This is a genomic window from Siphonobacter sp. BAB-5385 (assembly GCF_002261125.1).
Lineage (GTDB): Bacteria > Bacteroidota > Bacteroidia > Cytophagales > Spirosomataceae > Siphonobacter.
Genome location: NZ_NMPS01000214.1, coordinates 87,047 through 106,192 on the forward strand (window position 1 = coordinate 87,047; position 19,146 = coordinate 106,192).

Here is a 19,146-nt window from a genome sequence, read left to right on the forward strand (position 1 = left end):
AGCCCGGCGGAAGAACCGTCGGGCTTTAGTATTAAGAGGGATATTCCACGCGTTCGCCGGTTTGTACCGTGCCTTTGGGTTCCCGCAGGTACTTCCAACCTTCACTTAAAAAGCCCAGGCCATAGCCCACCATTTGCACGAAAACGGCCTGCACACTGAGAATGGCGACGGTAATGCTCTGATTCTGTTTCCAGGAATCAAAGAAAATCATCAGACAGTAGGCCAGCAGAGCCAGTACCGAAAGCTGAAACAAGGGTTTAAAAATGAGCAGTTGAAGCGGAAAGCTAAACAGCCATACGGTAAACGCGGCCGGGAAAAAATGTACCAGTTTCAGCGTATCCGGGAAAAAGCGGGTAATGTTGATGCGGGCTCGTCCGAAAAAACGAAGCTGTCGAAAAAAAGCCCCAAAGTCGGTCCGGCGTTTGTGGTAGATAAAAGCTTCGGGAATCAAAGCACTGCGAAAGCCCAGTTTGAGGGCCTGAATACTGAAAATAATGTCTTCACCCATTCGGGTAATCCGGAAACCGCCCGTTTGTTCCCATACCCGCCGACTCAGTCCCATATTGAAACTCCGGGGGTGAAAGGTACCGCCCGCATTCTTAGCTTTACCCCGAATGCCCCCCGTAGTAAAGAGGGAAGTCATCGAATAACTGATGGCCTTTTGTACGGGCGTAAAGCTGGGATGATCGCGGTCAGGGCCACCGTACAGATCGAGTTGCTGGCAATCGATTTCCCGGTTGACGATTTCCAGGTACTGCGGCTCCACCAGAGCATCCGAATCCAGAATAATAAACCAGTCGCCAGCTGCCCGTTCCATGCCGTAGTTGCGGGCAAAACCCTGTCCACTGTTGGGCTTTTCGTAATAACGAATGTCCAGAGCGGTCTCAAACGACCGAACGACGTGTTCCGCCCGTACGCTTGATCCATCTTCCACGACGACGACTTCAAAATTCCGAACCGTTTGTCGGGCCAGGCACGCCAGCAATTCGGCTAATTCGTCTGGACGGTTATACACGGGAATAATGATGGAAAAGCGACGCATGAATGGGGAAAGGGTTTGAATATAGTTTAAGGTTTGAATGGTGTTTGAGGTTTCATAAATGGTTCAAAGTTTGATTAATGTTTGAGGGTTTGAAGGCTGTCTGAATGTTTGATTAAGGTTTGAAGATTGGCGAGCTTTTAAATCACTTCCACAAACTTATCTTCTGAAACACCTTTTCTGGGAAGGCGACATTCGCTGTAGTCAAACCTTCAAACCTTTCTCAAACACGAATCAAACCTCAAACTCAATCAAATTCTTCAAACCTCTTTCAAACTACCTACGCTCCACCCAGTACCTCCAGCAGGCTTACTTCGTGAGCGGCGATAATCTGATCGACGAGGTCATCCGTCAGGGCCGTTGAAATGAAGAGACTTTCGAACTGCGAAGGAGCCAGGTACACACCGCGTTTCAGCATCGCCTGGAAATAGGCTCCGAACATACTGAGATCAGAAGCCTTGGCCGAGGCAAAATCCGTAACGGGCTGCTCGTTGAAGAAGAGCGTATACATCGAACCAATCCGGTTGATGGTAAAATTTTTGCCGGCTTTCTGGTTACCTGCCCGCAGACCGTTTTCCAGCTTGGCTCCGATGCGATCCAGTTCCGTATAGACTTCCGGATTTTCGTTGAGGTAGGTAAGCATGGCCTTTCCAGCGGCCATCGCAATGGGATTTCCCGAAAGCGTACCTGCCTGATACACGGGACCCGCCGGAGAGACAAAATCCATGATTTCCTTGCGGCCCCCGTAGGCTCCTACGGGCATACCGCCGCCAATGATTTTACCCAGTGTAGTTAAATCGGGTTGTACGGACGTGATGCCTTGAAAACCGGAAGCAGACAAACGAAAGCCCGTCATTACTTCGTCAAAGATCAGCAGAATTCCCTCTTTGTCACACAGTTCCCGTAAGCCTTCGAGAAAACCGGGCTCGGGCAATACCAGACCCATGTTTCCTACCACGGGTTCCAGGATAATGGCGGCAATCTGGCCTTTGTTGGCCTCTACCAGGGTTTCTACGGAATACAGATCATTGAAGGGAGCCGTCAGCGTATCGTTAGCGACGCCTTTGGTTACCCCCGGACTGTCAGGAACGCCCATCGTTACGGCCCCGCTACCGGCGGCAATCAGGAAGCTGTCGCCGTGACCGTGGTAGCAACCTTCGAACTTGATCATTTTTTCACGACCCGTGAAGCCACGAGCCACGCGAATGGCCGACATCGTAGCCTCGGTACCGGAATTCACCATCCGAACTTTCTCGATGGAGGGTACCATTGAAATGATGAGTTCCGCCATTTCTACTTCCCGACGGGTAGGAGCCCCGAAGGAAAACGAATGCTGAACCGCATCCGAAACGGCTTTCTGGATCATTTCATTGGCGTGGCCCAGAATCATCGGCCCCCAGGAGTTGATCAGTTCGATGTACTGGTTGTTATCTTCATCAATCAAATAAGGCCCTTGAGCTGCTTTGATAAATAGGGGATTGCCACCCACGGCCCGAAACGCCCGTACCGGCGAATTGACGCCACCAGGAATGACCTCTTTGGCTCGTTGAAAAAGTTGTTCAGATGTTGTCATGGAAGCAGAAGCAGTTATCCGTTTGAAGTTTACAGTTTTCAGTAATCTACCGTACCATTTGGGTGAGTAAGTACAAAGGCAAGAAGCTTTGCAAGAACAATAGGCTTTGAATTGATGAATGCTTAGTTAGACTGAAAACGGTAAACAGAAAACGGTAAACTCATTTATTTAACCTGAATAAATTGATAATTACTGAATTTTAGAACGTTGAAATTCTGATTGTCGGTGGATTGCCGATAGTCGAATCCACCCAGCGTATAGCCATCCTTGTAGGACTGATTTTTCAGACCTTTGGTAAAATCGCTACCGTACTTACCCAGCATACGACCGAAAAAGAGCATGGTGTCGTACCCAAGGTAGGCGTAATTAGACGGCAGTGTATTGACTTGCGTCATGTACTTCTGTCGAAAATCCAGTACCGCTGGATCGGTATCACTGCTAAACATGGAATCAAAGAAATACACATTCGAACCCGAAAATGTGGACGCCGAAGACGTATTCGTATTAAAGGCTTCGTAAGGAACCAGCAGGGGGACACCCAGGTTTGTACTGCGATTCCAGGAAATCACGCCGGGGCCTTCGCCGCTACCCGTAAAAGCAGCCAGAATGTGACCCGGCTTCTTACCCTTTAATTCAACGGTGAGGCTTTCGCTGCGACCGCGTTTCATGCCCAGTACCTGCACGCCATTGGTTTTTGCTACTTGAGCGTAGGTGGCAGCGAGTAGTGAATCCTGACGCGTATTGCCGTAGGCGATGTAGGTGGATTTAGGCGTGAAGCGTTGCGAAAACTGGAAGAGCAGACGAGCCTGTGATTCAACGGAGGGTTGTACCAGATACGTCTGGTTTTCCAGTAAAGAACTATTCGTCGAAATGGGATTGACGATGGGAATGTTCCGTTCGGCAGCCCAGGTCGTCGCTAATTCGTACGTAACCGGATACAGCGGTCCAATGAGTACATCCGATTGCTGAAACTGCGGATCACCGAATGCCTTCTGCATACTTTCAGCCGTATTATCCACTTCATAGGCCAGGACATTGACCGTGATCCCTTCGCTTTGCAGTTTTTTGACGGCCAGCCGGATGCCTTCGTACAGATCCACCACGAATTGATTGTTTGCCGAGTTTAGCTCATTCATTCGGAACGGGAAAAGGACAGCAACGGTATAGGCACTTTTCTTGCCTTTCGGGGCAGTCACTACCGGTGTATTTGGACCCGTTGGAGCCGTGCGGGGTTTCAGGGAAAACCGAGTAGTAAGTCGGGCGGCTAAATCCAGATCGGCCTTATTCGTTGACGTCCGCTGAATCAGAGCGACCAGGTTTTCGGCAATAATGGCATCATTCGGGTACTTGGTATGGAGCTGACGCAGCGTGGAAAGGTTCGTACACTGAGCCAGATAATACGCTTCCAGTGATTCAATGTCCTGCTTCATGCGTGCTTCCGGCAGGCGTTTAAGGGCATCCACACCGGCCGTAAACTGATCTTCTTCCAGCAGCACATTGGCGTACAGGTAGCGGGCATCAGCGATTTTTGACCAGTTGGGGTAACGGCTTTCTAACTGCCGTAAGTACGTGCGACTTTCGGCCAGCCGATCGCTTTTTAAACAGGCCAGAGCCATGAAGTAGTGACTGTAGGGTACCAGTTCGTTCTGGTAACGGGCCGAGGTGAGCGGAGCAAAGTACTCGCGGGCCAGATCGTATTTTTTATCGCGAAGAGCCCGTTCGCCCTTCTGGTACGCCTGCTGGTAGTCCGCAGGAGCGGTTTGGGCCAACACATTCAGCGAGAAAAGGATACTGAAAAAGATGAAGGTAAGTCGAATCATGAATACGTCTTTGAACAAAAGTAAATCAGAATGGACGGTCTTACCAACCGCCCCCAATATTTACGCAAAAGAAAGATACCAATCAAAAAGCCCCTTTCCGGTAGGTCAGGGGCTTTTGTCACGTTAGGCAGGCCATCGGGCCAGTTACCAACTATTTTTTCTTTTTGTTGGCCTGAGCTTCGGCTTGTTTTTTCGCTTCTTCCGCCGCTTTCAACTGTTTTTCGAGCATCTCAGAGAATTTCGATTTTTTCTTTTCTCCGCTCGAAATCTTGCGACGGTTTTCCTCCAGAATAGCCTTGATTTTGTCTTCGTCAACGAAGCGTTTGATCAATTGCTGTTGCCCGATTGTGATCAGGTTGGATACCAGATAGTACCAGGCCAGACCCGCCGGGAAGGAGTTCATGATGAAGAAGAACACGAGCGGCATGATGTAACCCAGCGTACGATAATCTACCGGACCCGGCGTGCTTACCGTCGTCTGGTTGTTGTAATACGCAAACAGAATGCTGGAACCCGTCATCATCACCGTAAACAAGCTGATGTGATTACCCAGAATCGGTAACGAGAAACCGAACTTAATCAAGTCATCGTACGCCGAAAGGTCATTGGTCCACAGGAAGGGCTGTTGACGCAGCTCAATCAGGTTCGGGAAAAGGAAGAACACCGACATCAGAATGGGCAGCGTCAGCAATTGCGGTACGCAGCCCGATAAAGGATTGACTCCCACCTGTTGGTACAGCTTCATCTGTTCCTGCTGCATTTTCTGAGCATCGTCGTCGCCGATTTTTTCTTTCAGGGCCGCAAGCTCCGGTTGTAACACCCGCATCTTCGCCATGGAAATGTAACTCTTGTACGTAAGAGGCGTCAGAATCAGTTTGATAATGAAGACCAGTACAAAAATCAGTACGCCGTAGTTGGAAATAAATCCACCGAGCAAATTGAACAGCGGAACGAATACATACCGGTTCACGGGTTTCAGGAAGGCGTAACCCAGGTACACGTTTTCGTTAAAGTCGGGAGCTACCTGCGTGGTAAGCTGGTAATCGTTCGGGCCAAAGTACAGCTTGAACTTGCCTTTACCCGCCGCCAGATCAGCCGCAGGCAGTTGTACTTCGGCTTCCAGCGTTTTCAGATTTTCCTCGTTATTGTCGGGGAAGGCCGTTGATTTCAGCTTTACACCCGAGAGGTTCGTACCTTCACCCACCAGACCGGATACAAAGTACATCTGCTTGAACGAAAGCCATTTGATCGGTTCTTCCAGCGTCTGCTCTTCCGTACCGGAACTATTCTGGCTCAGGTGATCGAAGGATTCATCCGTCGTTAAATAGTTGATGGTACTCTCATTCCGCAGTTTATTAACATCTTTCTCCGTACGGTCGATGGTATGTGACCAGAATAAACGGGCATTACCACCGAAATTCTTTGCGTTTAGATCGTACCCCAGCGTAAAACCTTTGCCGGGAAGCGTATAGCGTTGCTCGATGGTTTGGCCACTCGCCAGTTGGAGCGTGAAAGCTACCGTACCTGAACCATTTTCAGCAACTACCTGGCTTTGATCCGTCGTGGTAAAGAATAACTGACTGGCATCTACTTTGCCGGGACCGTTGGGCAATTCCAGTCCGAGACGGGAACCCTTGTCATCGAAAAGGTACAGCGGCTTTTGATCGTACGTTTTGTAGTTTTTGAGCAATACTTCCTTAATCCGGCCGCCCTGGGTAGTGAACGTGACGCGAACGTCTTTGTTCTCAAGGACTACTTCCTGAGAAGTGCCTTTCGCAGCGGATGAAAAGCTACCTAATGCGGCGGTGTCCAGCGTCGCAGCAGTAGAGACATTCTTCTTGGGAACACCCATTTGCTGGGGTTTCTGGGGTTGCGGCTTTTCTTCGGGCATCAGAAACTGGTACCCAAGCAACATGCCAACAATCAATAGCAACCCAATGATGGTATTACGATCCATAAGGATGGTGGGGAGACAACAAGGCTCCGGTGTAATTAGAGTTTAAAAAAATGAGCACGCAAAGTTCGGAAACAATCCCGAAAGCCCTGCGTGCTCGTCCTTTTTTTCCAGTAATAGAATGGAATTAATGTTAAACGGTAACCGACAGTGCCGATTGGTGGCAATAAAACCTAGGACCTAACGGCTTATCTTTTCTAAAAATATACTTTAGTTAGAATGAGATAATAGGTTAATGATCAGATGCTTGTTCCGTTTACTTAGAGCGATTTTATACGCCTACCGTTACCGATTCCCGTTTCGCCAGGGAGTAAGTAAGGGCTGCTTTCACGAAATGCACGAAGAGCGGAGCTGGACTCAACACCGTACTTTTATACTCGGGGTGGAACTGCACACCGATAAAGAAGGGGTGAACGTCAGGTTTCAGCTCAATGATTTCGACCAGTTTACTTTCCGGATTGATACCTGAGGTAACCAGACCAGCAGAATTCAATTGCTTCAGATACGCATTGTTGAATTCGTACCGGTGACGGTGACGCTCGGAGATTTTCTTCTTGCCGTAAATCTGATGGGCGAGTGAATCTTTTTGCAGATCACAAGGCCAGGCTCCCAGTCGCATGGTACCGCCTTTGGCTTTGATGGCTTTCTGCTCCTGCATCAGGTCAATGACCGGATTCGGGGTGGAAGGTTCCAGCTCGGAAGAGGAAGCACCGGCAATGCCCGCTACGTTGCGAGCGTACTCGATGACGGCCATCTGCATACCTAAGCAAATACCGAAGAACGGAATCTTGTTCTCGCGGGCGAGTTGTACGGCCCGGATTTTTCCTTCCAGACCCCGCTCACCAAAACCCGGAGCTACCAGAATTCCATCCAGATTGAGCAATTGCTCAATCACTTCTTCCTGTTCCAGGGTTTCCGAAGAAATCCATTCTACCTTAACCCGGCACTCGTTTTCAGCACCGGCGTGGATGAAAGCTTCCGCAATGGATTTGTAGGCGTCTTTCAGTTCGACGTACTTACCTACCAGACCTACCGTAATCTGGTCCGTTGGGTTTTTGTACTTGCCGAGGAAATCTTTCCAGGAATCCAGGTCGGGTTCCTGATCGTTGTACAGATTGAGTTTGTACAACGCCCGCTGATCGAGCTTTTCCTTTTTCATCAACAGCGGCACATCGTAGATGGTCTCGGCGTCGATGGATTCGATTACGTCGTTAGGCTGTACGTTGCAGAAGAGAGCGATCTTGCGACGCATATCCTGCGGAATCGGGTGCTCGGTACGGCAAACCAGAATATCGGCCTGAATACCGGATTCCGAAAGCGTACGAACCGAGTGTTGCGTCGGTTTGGTTTTCAATTCACCCGCCGAACTCAGGTACGGAACCAGAGTCAGGTGAATGAAAAGCGTATTGTTCTCGCCCAGTTCATACTTCAGCTGACGGGCAGCTTCGATGATGGGTAAGGATTCAATATCACCTACGCAACCGCCGATTTCAGTAATGACAATGTCAAAATTACCCGTCGTACCCAACGCCGTAATGCAGCGTTTGATTTCGTCGGTAATGTGAGGGACCACCTGAACCGTTTTACCGAGGTACTTACCCTCGCGTTCGGCCATGATGACGTTGTAGTAGATACGACCCGTCGTCACGTTGTTATCCTGTGACGTAGGAACGTTCAGAAAGCGTTCGTAGTGACCTAGATCCAGGTCCGTTTCGGCTCCATCATCGGTAACGTAGCATTCGCCGTGCTCATACGGATTGAGCGTACCGGGATCGACGTTAATGTAAGGATCGATTTTCTGAATAGTAACGGAAAGACCCCTGGCTTGCAGAAGTTTAGCTAACGAGGAGGCGACAATGCCTTTGCCGAGAGAAGATGCAACCCCGCCCGTAACAAAGATATATTTCGTCGGTTTGGCCGTGGACATGACGACGTGTATGATTTGTGTACGGGATACAAAGATAATAGCAAAAGTTTAGAGTTTTCGGTTTTCGGTTGACAGTTTTTTTGACCGGAGTACTTAAAAAATTGGCCGTCAGCCGATTGGCTGCTGAATAAAAAATGAAAATAATGAAATGGCTTTCCAACGTTAGGATATACGCCTGGGTCCTGGTGAAAAAAGGGAAATCAATGAAAAAAACTACTTTTCTTCTGCTGGTACTAGCTGTGGCCTGTCAAAAAAACAAATCCGTTGAGCCGGTACTAAGGCCTTGTTTGGCAGAGAATGCCGCTACGGATGTCAAAACGTTTCGACAGCAATTGCTGGGCAAATGGAAACTTGTCTATACGAGTTCATCCGTTACGAATTATACCGCTCCGGTACCGAACGTGGAAATGATTTTCGCCGATACGAATCACATTGAAGTTCGAAAAGAGAAAAGTGTGCTGTACAAGGGAAGCTATCAACTTATTAAACTAGAAAAAGGAGTTGCCATTGCTGATTCCTTGGGCCTTGCCAGGTATGGAACCAGACCTGACAATTACCTAAGTGGGCGATTGTTTGTATGCCCTGAAGCCATGCAGATTGATTTGGCCGTAGGATCATATGTAGACCTACCTAATCGTCTGTTTAAGCGTTTGCAATAAAGCTGGAAGATACCAAACAAAAAAAGAAAGACCCCAGCCGTAAGCAGTCGGGGTCTTTTTGTTGGTGTATGTGGGTAAAACGGCACTTCTTATCCTGAAATTGTGTTACTGAAAAATAAGCTCATAATTTTCCAGGAATGTGCTATGAATCAGCAACCTATTTATGAACTCAGTATCCAGCCCTATCCCGCTTTACCCGACCAGCGGCGGCGAGACGCGTCCGTGGTGTACTTTTCTAATCTGAAAAAAACGGTAGAATTTTTGTTAACTACGCTGAACATTCATGGCTGGGAACCTCAGGTGAGTTACTCAACGATTTACCGAAATTTACAGTTACGGGATAAGTTCTGGCAGGATTACGAAGTGAGTGGGGTAAAGTTTTTCCGGGTGGTCATTTCCAAGCAAATTCTGAATCCGGTACTGCCCGCCGTGGAGATGGAAGATTACCCGCGTAAACCCCGACGCTAGTGGCAAAACTATGCAAATTACTTCCGGAAAGCTGTAATGCCGAAGCACACCAGGATGCCGAACTTTGTATCTGTAATGGAAGTAGTTATGGAAACGCTTGAAACATCCACCGAATCTTTACGTATACCCGTCACGGGCATGAGCTGTGCGGCCTGTGCCCAAAGCGTGGAAACCATACTGACGAAACAGCCTGGCGTAGAAACCACAACGGTCAACTTCGCCGACGAATCCGCCCGTATTGTTTTTGATCCGCAGCAAACGTCCCTGGAAAAGCTACAAAAGGCCGTACAGGGCATTGGCTATGGGTTGATCATTGATGCGGAGAGTGCTCAGGAAAAGCAGGCCGAATACAAAGAAAATCGCCTCAAAACCTTACAGTCTAACCTGATCTGGTCGGCCATACTGACGATTCCGGTGGTAGTACTGGGGATGGTATGGATGGACTGGCCGCCCGCCAACTACCTGATGTGGGGACTGAGTACGCCGGTACTTTTCTGGTTCGGGCGGAAGTTCTTCGTCAATGCCGTCAAGCAGGCCCGCTTCGGACAAACTTCCATGGATACACTGGTCGCGATGAGCACGGGTATTGCCTATGCCTTCAGCGTGTTCAACACGATATATCCGGAATTTTGGCATCAGCGGGGATTGCATCCACACGTGTATTTTGAAGCAGCGGCGGTCGTAGTAACGTTTATTCTGCTGGGCAAATGGCTGGAAGAACGGGCTAAGTCTAATACGTCTTCGGCCATCAAAAAACTAATGGGGCTGCAACCGCAGACGGTCATACGAATTGAAAACGGCGAGGAAGTACAGGTGCCTCTCGCCGAAGTAGGCGTGGGCGATCGTCTGCTGGTACGGCCCGGTGATAAGATACCCGTGGATGGGCAGGTCAAATCAGGCCAGTCGTACGTTGATGAGAGTATGATCTCGGGGGAACCCATTCCCGTAGAAAAAACGAAGGGGACCAAGGTATTTGCCGGAACCGTCAATCAGCAGGGGAGTTTTCACTTCATTGCCCAAAAAGTAGGCAGCGATACCTTACTGGCTCAGATCATCCGGCAGGTACAGGAAGCTCAGGGGAGTAAAGCCCCCATTCAGCGACTGGTTGATAAAATTGCGGGTATTTTCGTTCCAGTAGTCTTAGGAATTGCCGTACTGACGTTTGTGGTCTGGTGGCTGATAGGTGGCGAAAACGCCCTTACGTACGCCCTGCTTAATGCCGTCACGGTACTGGTCATTGCCTGTCCCTGTGCTCTGGGACTGGCGACGCCCACAGCGATTATGGTTGGGGTAGGTAAGGGAGCCGAAAACGGCATTCTGATCAAAGACGCGGAAAGCCTGGAACGAGCCTACCGCATGGATACCCTTATTCTGGATAAAACCGGAACGATCACCGAAGGCAAGCCCAGCGTAACGGATAGCCAATGGAGCGACGAAGCCTGGAAACCCGTCTTGTTAGGCCTGGAAAGTCAATCGACGCACCCGCTGGCTCAGGCTATTGTACAAGCTCTGAAAGCAGAGAAAGTAAAACCAGCCGCGGTGTCGGCTTTGGAAAATGTACCCGGGAAGGGCATCCGCGGTCAGGTAGAAGGCGTAGTTTTTCGGGCAGGAAGTCCCCGCTGGATGGAGGCCGAAGGCGTAGTACTGGACCACTGGCCCGTACAGCAGTGGCAAAATCAGGCTCGTACGGTGATTGTACTGGCTCGGGAGCAGGTAGTGCTGGCCGTACTGGCGATCAACGACCCGATCAAAGCTCATTCAAAAGAAGCCATTACGCAGTTGCGAAAGCAAGGCGTGCAGGTACTCATGCTGACGGGCGATAATGCCCAGACGGCCGCTCAGGTGGCGGCAGAAGTGGGCGTAACTGAGTTCCGGGCGGAAGTCCTGCCCGGTGATAAAGCCGAGGTGGTGAAAGCCTACCAGAGCCAGGGAAAGGTAGTCGCCATGGTAGGCGACGGCATCAACGACTCGCAGGCGTTGGCTCAGGCCGACGTAAGTATTGCGATGGGGCACGGCTCGGATGTGGCGATGGACGTAGCAAAAATGACATTGATTTCAGGGGACTTACTGCAATTACCCAAAGCACTACGAATTTCCCGACTGACGGTACACGCCATTCGACAGAATCTGTTCTGGGCTTTCATTTACAATGTCATCGGTATTCCCATTGCCGCCGGGGTATTGTACCCGTTGAACGGATTTTTACTGAATCCCATGATCGCCGGAGCAGCCATGGCCCTGAGTTCGGTATCCGTCGTGATGAATAGTCTACGGTTAAAGTACCGGAGGGTTTGATTTTTAATGAAATAAATAAATGAAGGAGTAGATTAGCTGTTTTCAGAGTACGGACAGGTCAGGTGCTTAACTGAAAACAGAAAATTAAAAACCGCAGCGGCGGACCGCTGTAAACTAAACACATGGAAACGATTCAATTCAAAACTAATATCAACTGCAGCAATTGCGTAGCCAAAGTTTCTCCGTTTCTGAATCAGGAAGATTCGATTGATAATTGGAAAGTAGACACTAACAATCCGGATAAAATTCTAACGGTGGAAGGAGAGGAGCTGGAAGCCGCAACCGTCATTCAAACTGTCGAAAAAGCTGGATTTAAGGCGGAGTTGCAATAATTGGGAAATTCTAATGGAGTTAGGGAACCTGCACCAGTCTAGTTTCTATACAAAAGAAGTTCTTAACCCCGAAGGGGTTCAATTTGAATAGCCCGTATGCAATGCGGGGAACGGTTACCTCTTGTAACTACAATTACTTCTCTAATGAAGGCAATTGGAAACGGCCAAAGGGCGGGTATAGGTTTGGAAACCTGCACCAGTCGCAAACGGTACCAGTCTAGCCCCCATGTGCAATGTGGGGGTCGAGAATAGTATCCATCAAACACAAAAAAGCCGATTCCCTAAAGAATCGGCTTTTTTATTCTATTGCTCTACGGACAACGGTTCATTCACCGCTTCGTGCCAGGGCAAACCGTGTTTATTCAACAAATCCATAAACGGATCGGGATCCATCTGCTCACAGTTCCAGACGCCGGGTTGCATCCACACCCCGTCGCACATCAGCTTGGCTCCAATCATGGCAGGTACGCCCGTCGTGTAGCTTACGCCCTGAGCCTGCGTATCCTTGTAGGCATCCTGGTGCTTGCAGTTGTTCCAAACGAAGTAGGTTTTTTCCTGACCATCTTTACCAATACCCCGAATCTGGCAACCGATGGACGTTTCACCCGTATAATTTTCGCCCAGCGTACCGGGTTCGGGTAGTAAAGCTTTCAGGAATTCCAGCGGAACCACATCCATACCCTGGAACTTGATGGGCTGAATGCTGGTCATACCCACGTTTTCGAGCACCTGTAAGTGGGTAATGTACTGCTGACCAAACGTCATCCAGAAACGGGCCCGCTTCAGCGTTGGGAAGTTCTTCACCAACGATTCCAGTTCTTCGTGGTACAGAACGTAACTCTCTTTAAGACCGACGTTCGGGTATTCGATGGGTTTATGAACGCTCATGGCGGGAATTTCCACCCATTCGCCATTCTCCCAGTACCGACCCGGCTGCGTAATTTCCCGGATGTTGATTTCAGGGTTAAAGTTCGTAGCAAAGGCTTTTCCGTGATCACCGGCATTGCAGTCTACGATGTCGAGGTACTGCATTTCCGAGAACTGATGCTTATTCGCATACGCCGTAAACACCTGCGTTACGCCCGGATCAAAACCACAGCCCAGTAAGGCCATCAATCCAGCTTTCTGGAAGCGATCCTGATAGGCCCATTGCCAGGAGTATTCGAACTTCGCTACGTCTTTGGGCTCGTAGTTGGCCGTATCCAGGTAATGTACACCTGTTTCCAGACAGGCATCCATGATGGTCAGATCCTGGTAGGGCAGAGCCACATTGATGACCATGAAGGGTTTAAAGTCGTTGATCAATGCAACTAACTCAGCTACGTTGTCAGCGTCCACCTGGGCCGTCTGAATGGGCGTAGGAAGGCCATGCTCACGAGCTTCGGCGGCAATTTTATCACACTTGGACTTGGTACGCGAGGCCAACAGGATTTCGCTAAAAGAATCCGGATTCATGGCTACTTTCTTAGAAACCACATTGCCTACGCCACCGGCACCAATAATTAAAACTTTCTTGCTCATTTTCAGTAGTGTATGAACGATACGTGATGGAAAAGTTCGGTTTTAGATGATGAAAAAGTGAAAATACAGGCTTCAAAAAGGGTATTCCCACGGCATTTCCGGCTCACTGGCCGCAAAAATAGTAGTTCCGTTGGAAATGGATGGCTTTCAACTCAGGATCGCAAAAAATTATAACACCAGACTACGCCAGCGACGAAAAAATAATGGGCGAGGAAAATGGCCGTCAGGTAGGCTGAAAGTTTCAAATCCGGCGATTTCGGGTGGATTTTAAAGAAAGACCACCAGAAAATCACAGCCAGAATACCGCTCACCGTACCTAAAATCAGGATACCCCAGAGATTGGGCTGCAGGATTTCTTCCGACCAAAGCCAGCCGTACGCCAGTGCAAACGCAAAGCCTACCGCATAGTGAGCAACGGTCCCTACTGCAACGGCCAGTGGTGAATACGACAGTTCACCCGAAGGCTTGGTTTGAAACGTGAGAAGAGTTCCTAACACGTTGATAACTTTCGTTTTGTAACCCGTCAGAAAACTCATCAGGTACATAAACAACGTCATGAGCGACGTGCCAGCAATGCTGGCAACCAGAAGTTCGAAGATATTCATAGGTGGAATGGATCGTTTTTCAGGGAAAAAAGAAAGAACTGTTCCAACAAAGCTTAACAGGGGACGCTTTGACCCCATCCGCCCCTGCTCTGGATAATCCGTCGTATATTTGGCCTTTCATCGTACCCGAATTCTATGTCATTTGCCAATCTTGGTCTTTCCGAACCCCTGCTGAAAGCAATCGCTGAACAGCAGTATACACAACCGTATCCTATTCAAAAAGAAGCAATTCCTGCGATTCTGGCGGGAAAAGACCTCTTTGGAATTGCGAAAACCGGTTCGGGAAAAACGGCCAGTTTTGCTCTGCCCATCCTGGAACTCTTTCAGCAGAAGCCTTCGACTCGCAACCGTTCGCCCAAAGCACTGGTGCTGGTGCCCACCCGTGAGCTGGCGATGCAGATTGCCGAAGTATTTCAGACGTTTAGTACCCGCCTTCCCCGAAAAATAAGAACGCTGGCGGTATACGGCGGGGTATCGATCAATCCCCAGATGAAGGCAATGTTAGGTACGGAGATTCTGGTAGCCACGCCGGGTCGTCTGCTGGATCTGATGCAGAACAAGGCTGTGTCGCTGGCCGAGGTGGAAATATTGGTGCTCGATGAAGCGGACAAAATGCTGAATCTGGGTTTTGCTGAAGAAATGAAACAGGTATTTGCCCGCTTGCCCCGCAAACGGCAGAGCCTGTTGTTTTCGGCTACGCTGGGTGATGCCATTGAAGGGATCAACCAGCAATTACTGAATAATCCGGTAAAAATTGAGATCGTTGAAGAAGAGCAAAACCTGGATTTAATTCAGCAGGTAGCGTATCGGGTGGCGGACGAACGTAAAGGTCCTTTCCTTCGGTATCTGATCAAGAGTCAGGACATGCAGCAAGTACTGGTCTTCGTATCCTCCACGCGTACGGCGGACAATCTGGTCGTGAAACTGAATAAAAACGGCATTCAGGCCTACGCCATGCACAGTCAGAAAAGCCAGGGAGCCCGGGTGCAGGCCCTGAATCGGTTCAAATCCGGAGAAATTCGGGTACTGGTGGCCACGGACCTGATTGGTCGGGGAATCGACATTCAGTTTCTTCCCTACGTGATCAATTATGAGTTACCCCGTTCGCCCAAGGATTACGTACACCGGATTGGCCGTACCGGACGAGCGGAAGCCTCCGGTGAAGCGATTTCGCTTATTACACCCGAGGATGAACACCACTTCAAAATCATTCAGAAGAAAATGGGAAAAAGCGTGGACATACGCGAAAGTGATGAAGTGAATTTACACGGCTTTTAATTCGGTATTTAAAATTTATTCTTTACCTTGGCTAACGTTAACCACGCGTTAGCGTATATCCCATTTGTGAACAGTATCTATTCTTTTTTCGCTTATCTATCCTGAACAGGCCGCTTACTGTTCACACTTTTTAAAGGTACGACTTGGCTTGTTGATACGATTACCGCTTCGTAATAAATCCACCATTTTTAAGTACTTTTCCCTAGTAAGATGTATCCGTATGGATGATCTAACGGGTAGGGTATGGTCGTTTTTAAATTCAGTATCGTTTCTGGAGTACGTAAGAATTTGCATGAACTTGTTTTTTTAAGAGCCCTTAAAAAAGACTGGTATGAATTCTCGTCAGTTACATCTGCTGAGTGCGGGTTACCTATTGCTGCCAAATCTCGTCTTCTTTTATTACTGGTTCAATACAATAGTTGCCTGTATTGCCATTCCTCTGCTGTTGTTAGTATATGCATATCAGGTTCGGACTTTACCGATTGGACAATCCATCCGGCGTAAAGATGTATCTATCGTTGCGGCCTTCGCTCTGTTTATTACCCTGATTTCGGGCGTTAGCGGATTGTGTCATCAAACGTTTGACTATTGGGCCCACAATACCAAGCATTATGATTTATTCGTGCACGACTGGCCCTTAAAAATGCCTGAAAGAGGACCTAATGTTTCGTACTATTTTGGCTACTACGTAGTGCCTGGATTAGTATCCAAAATTACCCATCAATTAAGTGAATCAGCTATATTTATCTGGACGTATGTAGGTTTCTTTCTGGGATTATTCTGGATTTATCTGATACTTAATCGGAAAATAGTTCTGGTATTGCTGGCCCTGACGATCGGAGATACGGCCCATGTACTGAAAACTTTCTTTGCTAAATTTTCAGTACATTTCTATGATTATCAGGACTTTGGTGTGGAAATCTGGTCGAACTTTGAAAACCTCCTCTGGGTACCCAATCAATCGATTCCTTCGTTCATTATGGCTGGAATGTTAGTTTTTGCTCTCAAATACAGACAGGATGTTGAAGACAGTTTTTTTGCTATTGTACTTTCGTTCTGGTGGGCTGTATTTCCCGCCCTTACCATGAGTTTATTAATGGCGATTATGGTCATTCGAAACTTTATTTTATCACATTACAGGCGTAATTGGTTTACATTTATTTTGAAGTTAGTAGTGCCAGCTTTAATCGTATTACCCGCTCTCTTCTATTTTTCTTCCCATCAGCAAGTACCCATTTCTGGCTTCATCTGGACTTTTCGTGAAGATCATGTAAATACCTTCAAAGAGTTTGCTACGAATATTGGCTTAAATCTATTGCTGTTCTTTCTGGCCCGGCGGTATTTAAGACAATACAGTCAACTCTTACCAGACTATTTATTTAATACTATTTTAGTTTTAATTCTGTTCTTTTCCCTGTATCGAATGGGTAAAGTCAATGATTTTCTCTTCCGGGGCCCGATGCCTTATTTAATTGTTATTGGTTCATATCTGCTTGAGCCCCTGTCTAATTTGATCAAACCCATTCGTATAGTCAAAGAGGTTCCCGGTAAAAGTCAATTCATAACGATTTGTTTACTGCTCGTATTTTCATCCTGCTTCATTGCCATCGGTCGGATCATTCGAGCGGTTCGCGTGAATCAACTCACGGCTTATTATTTTCCCAAGAACGTAGCATTTACTCCGGTTCCGTACAATGCTTATCCGAATACGTACCTGGTATTAAAAGAACGCTGGACCTTACGCGAAGCAAATCAATACCTGGGTAAGTCAGATTCAATTTACGAACAATATCTGGCATCTAAAAAGTAGTTTTATCTCCCCAAAAGGGCGATATGTTTTTAACATATCGCCCTTTTTACTTAACCAATACCAGGTTAATCTACCCGAATAGAATCGGTTTGTACGGGCAGGGGCGGCTTGTTGGTATGAATAACGTAGGTGCCTTTTTGTGGAGGTACAAAGGTGAGGGCTGTATCCGTCACGACTACAACCTGTGAACAGGCATGGTTATGATTTACATATCCTGAATTAGCCTGTAGGCGATACGTAAATTCACTTTCCTTTTCCAATAGAAGGTTCATGTCCTGGTAACACGGATTGGGTTCCTGCACCCGAAGGTTGATCCGGAGTGGTTTGGAAACTTGTCCCGTTTCAGGAAGTTGGGTGATTCGAGCAAAAACGGGTTCGATCCGGAGTGTAAACGAATCAATAGAACGCTCGCAGGCAGTCAGACTCACGGTGGTGAGGAATATCAGCCAATACTTTTTCATGAATAGATAACTCAGAACGTGGTAGATGGAATAACTTCTGTAGCTTGAATTACGGGCAGGATTGGTTGTAGAAGACCACGCGTTCGCCCAGTTCTTGCCAGTCGCGACGTGTAGCCGTTGGATAACGCTCTAGAAAAGCTGGGCAGTCGGACATGACTTTTTGGTGAATCTGCTCAACGTCAGTCGGACGAGCCAGGAAAAAAGCATGATTGTTTTTCACCAGAATATAGCTGAGTTCCTGCTGCCGGCTAATGGTGAAATTGCCGAAGGTAAATCCCGGCGAATTTTTCCAACCCGAAGGATCGAAATACAGAGCCAAAGGACCGTCCGTTGGCGTCAATCGTTCCAGTAATACTGATTTATCAGTTCTCGGATTCGTAACGCGTTCAAACAGTACATACTCGCGTTCGCGGGGAATGCTGCCCGTTCGGTAGGCAAAATCAGGAATCTGCTGGGCAATTACCCGCAGTTCAACACTCCTGAACTTCTGCTTTTCGTGATCGGGAATTTGTACGGTTACGCTAGCGGGTGAGGCGTTGGTAAGTGAAACAATGCGAACTTCACCGACCAGCGTATCGCCCTGCGTAGTGATGACGAAACCTTCGACGGGTTGCGTGATGGCCCCCAGGGGCTGGTACTGAGCTCGGGCGACGGTACTGGCCAGCAGGGCTAACGTGATAAAAAAATAGTTCATGGCTTTTGTTTCCACGAACCTAGTAGAAGAGATGCGTAGCTTATAGACGAACCTGACTGAATTGCTGAAAACATCGTCTGAACTGTATCGACAGGAAGAAACAGATTGGGTAAGAAAAAGCCCGGTACGAACCGGGCTGATTAAAAAAGACAGTAGGATTGAAACAGGCTGCTTAATTTTTAACCCGGACGTACTTCTCCACGATAACGTGGTTAATACCCATCTCCTTCACTTCTTCCTTGCCCGTCTGAATAAGCGTATCCTGTTTAATTTCTACAGTAAAATCAAAACTTTTTCCTTCGTATGGTCGGTAACTACAGTATTCTACCTGTTCCGTATACCGATCTCCTTCATGTGTGTAGGTACCACCTCCGGCCACGAACGAAGCCGTCGTAGAATCTTTCCCGCCGTTTGTATCGTGATTAAGGAATGAAAAATGAGTCGCATTCAGAATTTTGATCATTTTCTTACCCGACCAGTCATCCGTAGTGGTTCGACCCTTTTCGATTTTAGCCGAGGATACTAATTGCCAGGTTCCCTGAAGGTCATCATGGGATTGGCAGGCGGTTAGGCTTACGAAAAAAAAGCCAGCAAAGAGAAATTTCATCAGTTTAGAGAGGTTTGAGAACAGGGGCGAAGTAACGAAAAAATTTAGCTCACCCCGATTTTAAATCGTTATGGAATGATCGGGGTGGAATGGTTTCGCGTCT

Annotated in this window: 16 protein-coding genes; 6 read left to right on the forward strand and 10 right to left on the reverse strand. The window is 48.1% G+C overall.

What is annotated here, in order from left to right:
- Nucleotides 1-31 precede the first annotated feature (31 nt).
- The 5 genes from BWI93_RS22450 to BWI93_RS22470 form a co-directional block, all read right to left on the reverse strand.
- Nucleotides 32-1,042 (reverse strand): glycosyltransferase family 2 protein, encoded by a 1,011-nt coding sequence (locus BWI93_RS22450; RefSeq protein WP_094815430.1) that lies wholly within the window; start codon nt 1,040-1,042, stop codon nt 32-34.
- Nucleotides 1,043-1,319: 277 nt separating this feature from the next.
- Nucleotides 1,320-2,612, reverse strand: coding sequence for a glutamate-1-semialdehyde 2,1-aminomutase (gene hemL, locus BWI93_RS22455; RefSeq protein ID WP_094815432.1), 1,293 nt, complete (start codon nt 2,610-2,612; stop codon nt 1,320-1,322).
- 164 nt (nt 2,613-2,776) lie between these two features.
- Entirely contained in the window at nt 2,777-4,432 is a 1,656-nt protein-coding gene (locus BWI93_RS22460; protein ID WP_141217564.1) for an ABC transporter substrate-binding protein, read from the reverse strand.
- 151 nt (nt 4,433-4,583) lie between these two features.
- Nucleotides 4,584-6,389 (reverse strand): membrane protein insertase YidC, encoded by a 1,806-nt coding sequence (yidC, locus tag BWI93_RS22465; protein WP_094815436.1) that lies wholly within the window; start codon nt 6,387-6,389, stop codon nt 4,584-4,586.
- A gap of 268 nt (nt 6,390-6,657) precedes the next feature.
- Nucleotides 6,658-8,313, reverse strand: coding sequence for a CTP synthase (locus BWI93_RS22470; RefSeq protein ID WP_094815438.1), 1,656 nt, complete (start codon nt 8,311-8,313; stop codon nt 6,658-6,660).
- 203 nt (nt 8,314-8,516) lie between these two features.
- On the opposite strand from BWI93_RS22470, the gene BWI93_RS22475 reads away from it, so the two are divergent.
- The 4 genes from BWI93_RS22475 (at nt 8,517) to BWI93_RS22490 (ending at nt 12,067) form a co-directional block, all read left to right on the forward strand.
- A complete protein-coding gene (locus tag BWI93_RS22475) occupies nt 8,517-8,972 on the forward strand; it encodes a hypothetical protein (protein WP_141217565.1) in 456 nt (151 codons plus the stop codon).
- Nucleotides 8,973-9,116: 144 nt separating this feature from the next.
- Complete coding sequence (locus tag BWI93_RS22480; protein WP_094815442.1) at nt 9,117-9,440, forward strand: hypothetical protein; 324 nt, start codon at nt 9,117-9,119, stop codon at nt 9,438-9,440.
- Nucleotides 9,441-9,527: 87 nt separating this feature from the next.
- Entirely contained in the window at nt 9,528-11,735 is a 2,208-nt protein-coding gene (locus tag BWI93_RS22485; protein ID WP_094815468.1) for a cation-translocating P-type ATPase, read from the forward strand.
- A 122-nt stretch (nt 11,736-11,857) separates the two neighbouring features.
- Nucleotides 11,858-12,067: a heavy-metal-associated domain-containing protein gene (locus BWI93_RS22490; RefSeq protein WP_094815444.1), complete on the forward strand. Its 210-nt coding sequence runs from the start codon at nt 11,858-11,860 to the stop codon at nt 12,065-12,067.
- 303 nt (nt 12,068-12,370) lie between these two features.
- Here BWI93_RS22490 and BWI93_RS22495 read toward each other — a convergent pair whose 3' ends face one another.
- Together BWI93_RS22495 and BWI93_RS22500 are read right to left on the reverse strand one after the other, a co-directional pair.
- Nucleotides 12,371-13,588, reverse strand: a complete 1,218-nt coding sequence (locus BWI93_RS22495; protein WP_094815446.1) for a saccharopine dehydrogenase family protein — start codon at nt 13,586-13,588, stop codon at nt 12,371-12,373.
- 152 nt (nt 13,589-13,740) lie between these two features.
- Complete coding sequence (locus BWI93_RS22500) at nt 13,741-14,193, reverse strand: hypothetical protein (RefSeq protein WP_094815448.1); 453 nt, start codon at nt 14,191-14,193, stop codon at nt 13,741-13,743.
- Nucleotides 14,194-14,328: 135 nt separating this feature from the next.
- Here BWI93_RS22500 and BWI93_RS22505 point away from each other — a divergent pair, with 135 nt between their 5' ends.
- On the forward strand, nt 14,329-15,471 hold the full coding sequence (locus BWI93_RS22505) for a DEAD/DEAH box helicase (protein ID WP_094815450.1): 1,143 nt from the start codon (nt 14,329-14,331) through the stop codon (nt 15,469-15,471).
- A 331-nt stretch (nt 15,472-15,802) separates the two neighbouring features.
- Nucleotides 15,803-17,281 (forward strand): hypothetical protein, encoded by a 1,479-nt coding sequence (locus BWI93_RS22510; RefSeq protein ID WP_094815452.1) that lies wholly within the window; start codon nt 15,803-15,805, stop codon nt 17,279-17,281.
- 65 nt (nt 17,282-17,346) lie between these two features.
- Here BWI93_RS22510 and BWI93_RS22515 read toward each other — a convergent pair whose 3' ends face one another.
- The 3 genes from BWI93_RS22515 to BWI93_RS22525 all read right to left on the reverse strand — a co-directional run bounded on the left by BWI93_RS22515 (nt 17,347) and on the right by BWI93_RS22525 (nt 19,043).
- A complete protein-coding gene (locus BWI93_RS22515) occupies nt 17,347-17,742 on the reverse strand; it encodes a hypothetical protein (RefSeq protein ID WP_094815454.1) in 396 nt (131 codons plus the stop codon).
- A gap of 49 nt (nt 17,743-17,791) precedes the next feature.
- Nucleotides 17,792-18,436, reverse strand: a complete 645-nt coding sequence (locus tag BWI93_RS22520; RefSeq protein ID WP_094815456.1) for a hypothetical protein — start codon at nt 18,434-18,436, stop codon at nt 17,792-17,794.
- Between the two features lie 172 nt (nt 18,437-18,608).
- A complete protein-coding gene (locus BWI93_RS22525) occupies nt 18,609-19,043 on the reverse strand; it encodes a hypothetical protein (protein WP_094815458.1) in 435 nt (144 codons plus the stop codon).
- Between the last annotated feature and the right edge of the window lie 103 nt (nt 19,044-19,146).

Bases quoted from the DNA above. Each gene is read 5' to 3' on its own strand.
- BWI93_RS22450 (WP_094815430.1), bottom strand. From the start codon at position 1,042: ATGCGTCGCTTTTCCATCATTATTCCCGTGTATAACCGTCCAGACGAA.
- hemL (WP_094815432.1), bottom strand. From the start codon at position 2,612: ATGACAACATCTGAACAACTTTTTCAACGAGCCAAAGAGGTCATTCCT.
- BWI93_RS22460 (WP_141217564.1), bottom strand. From the start codon at position 4,432: ATGATTCGACTTACCTTCATCTTTTTCAGTATCCTTTTCTCGCTGAAT.
- yidC (WP_094815436.1), bottom strand. From the start codon at position 6,389: ATGGATCGTAATACCATCATTGGGTTGCTATTGATTGTTGGCATGTTG.
- BWI93_RS22470 (WP_094815438.1), bottom strand. From the start codon at position 8,313: ATGTCCACGGCCAAACCGACGAAATATATCTTTGTTACGGGCGGGGTT.
- BWI93_RS22475 (WP_141217565.1), top strand. From the start codon at position 8,517: ATGAAAAAAACTACTTTTCTTCTGCTGGTACTAGCTGTGGCCTGTCAA.
- BWI93_RS22480 (WP_094815442.1), top strand. From the start codon at position 9,117: ATGAATCAGCAACCTATTTATGAACTCAGTATCCAGCCCTATCCCGCT.
- BWI93_RS22485 (WP_094815468.1), top strand. From the start codon at position 9,528: ATGGAAACGCTTGAAACATCCACCGAATCTTTACGTATACCCGTCACG.
- BWI93_RS22490 (WP_094815444.1), top strand. From the start codon at position 11,858: ATGGAAACGATTCAATTCAAAACTAATATCAACTGCAGCAATTGCGTA.
- BWI93_RS22495 (WP_094815446.1), bottom strand. From the start codon at position 13,588: ATGAGCAAGAAAGTTTTAATTATTGGTGCCGGTGGCGTAGGCAATGTG.
- BWI93_RS22500 (WP_094815448.1), bottom strand. From the start codon at position 14,193: ATGAATATCTTCGAACTTCTGGTTGCCAGCATTGCTGGCACGTCGCTC.
- BWI93_RS22505 (WP_094815450.1), top strand. From the start codon at position 14,329: ATGTCATTTGCCAATCTTGGTCTTTCCGAACCCCTGCTGAAAGCAATC.
- BWI93_RS22510 (WP_094815452.1), top strand. From the start codon at position 15,803: ATGAATTCTCGTCAGTTACATCTGCTGAGTGCGGGTTACCTATTGCTG.
- BWI93_RS22515 (WP_094815454.1), bottom strand. From the start codon at position 17,742: ATGAAAAAGTATTGGCTGATATTCCTCACCACCGTGAGTCTGACTGCC.
- BWI93_RS22520 (WP_094815456.1), bottom strand. From the start codon at position 18,436: ATGAACTATTTTTTTATCACGTTAGCCCTGCTGGCCAGTACCGTCGCC.
- BWI93_RS22525 (WP_094815458.1), bottom strand. From the start codon at position 19,043: ATGAAATTTCTCTTTGCTGGCTTTTTTTTCGTAAGCCTAACCGCCTGC.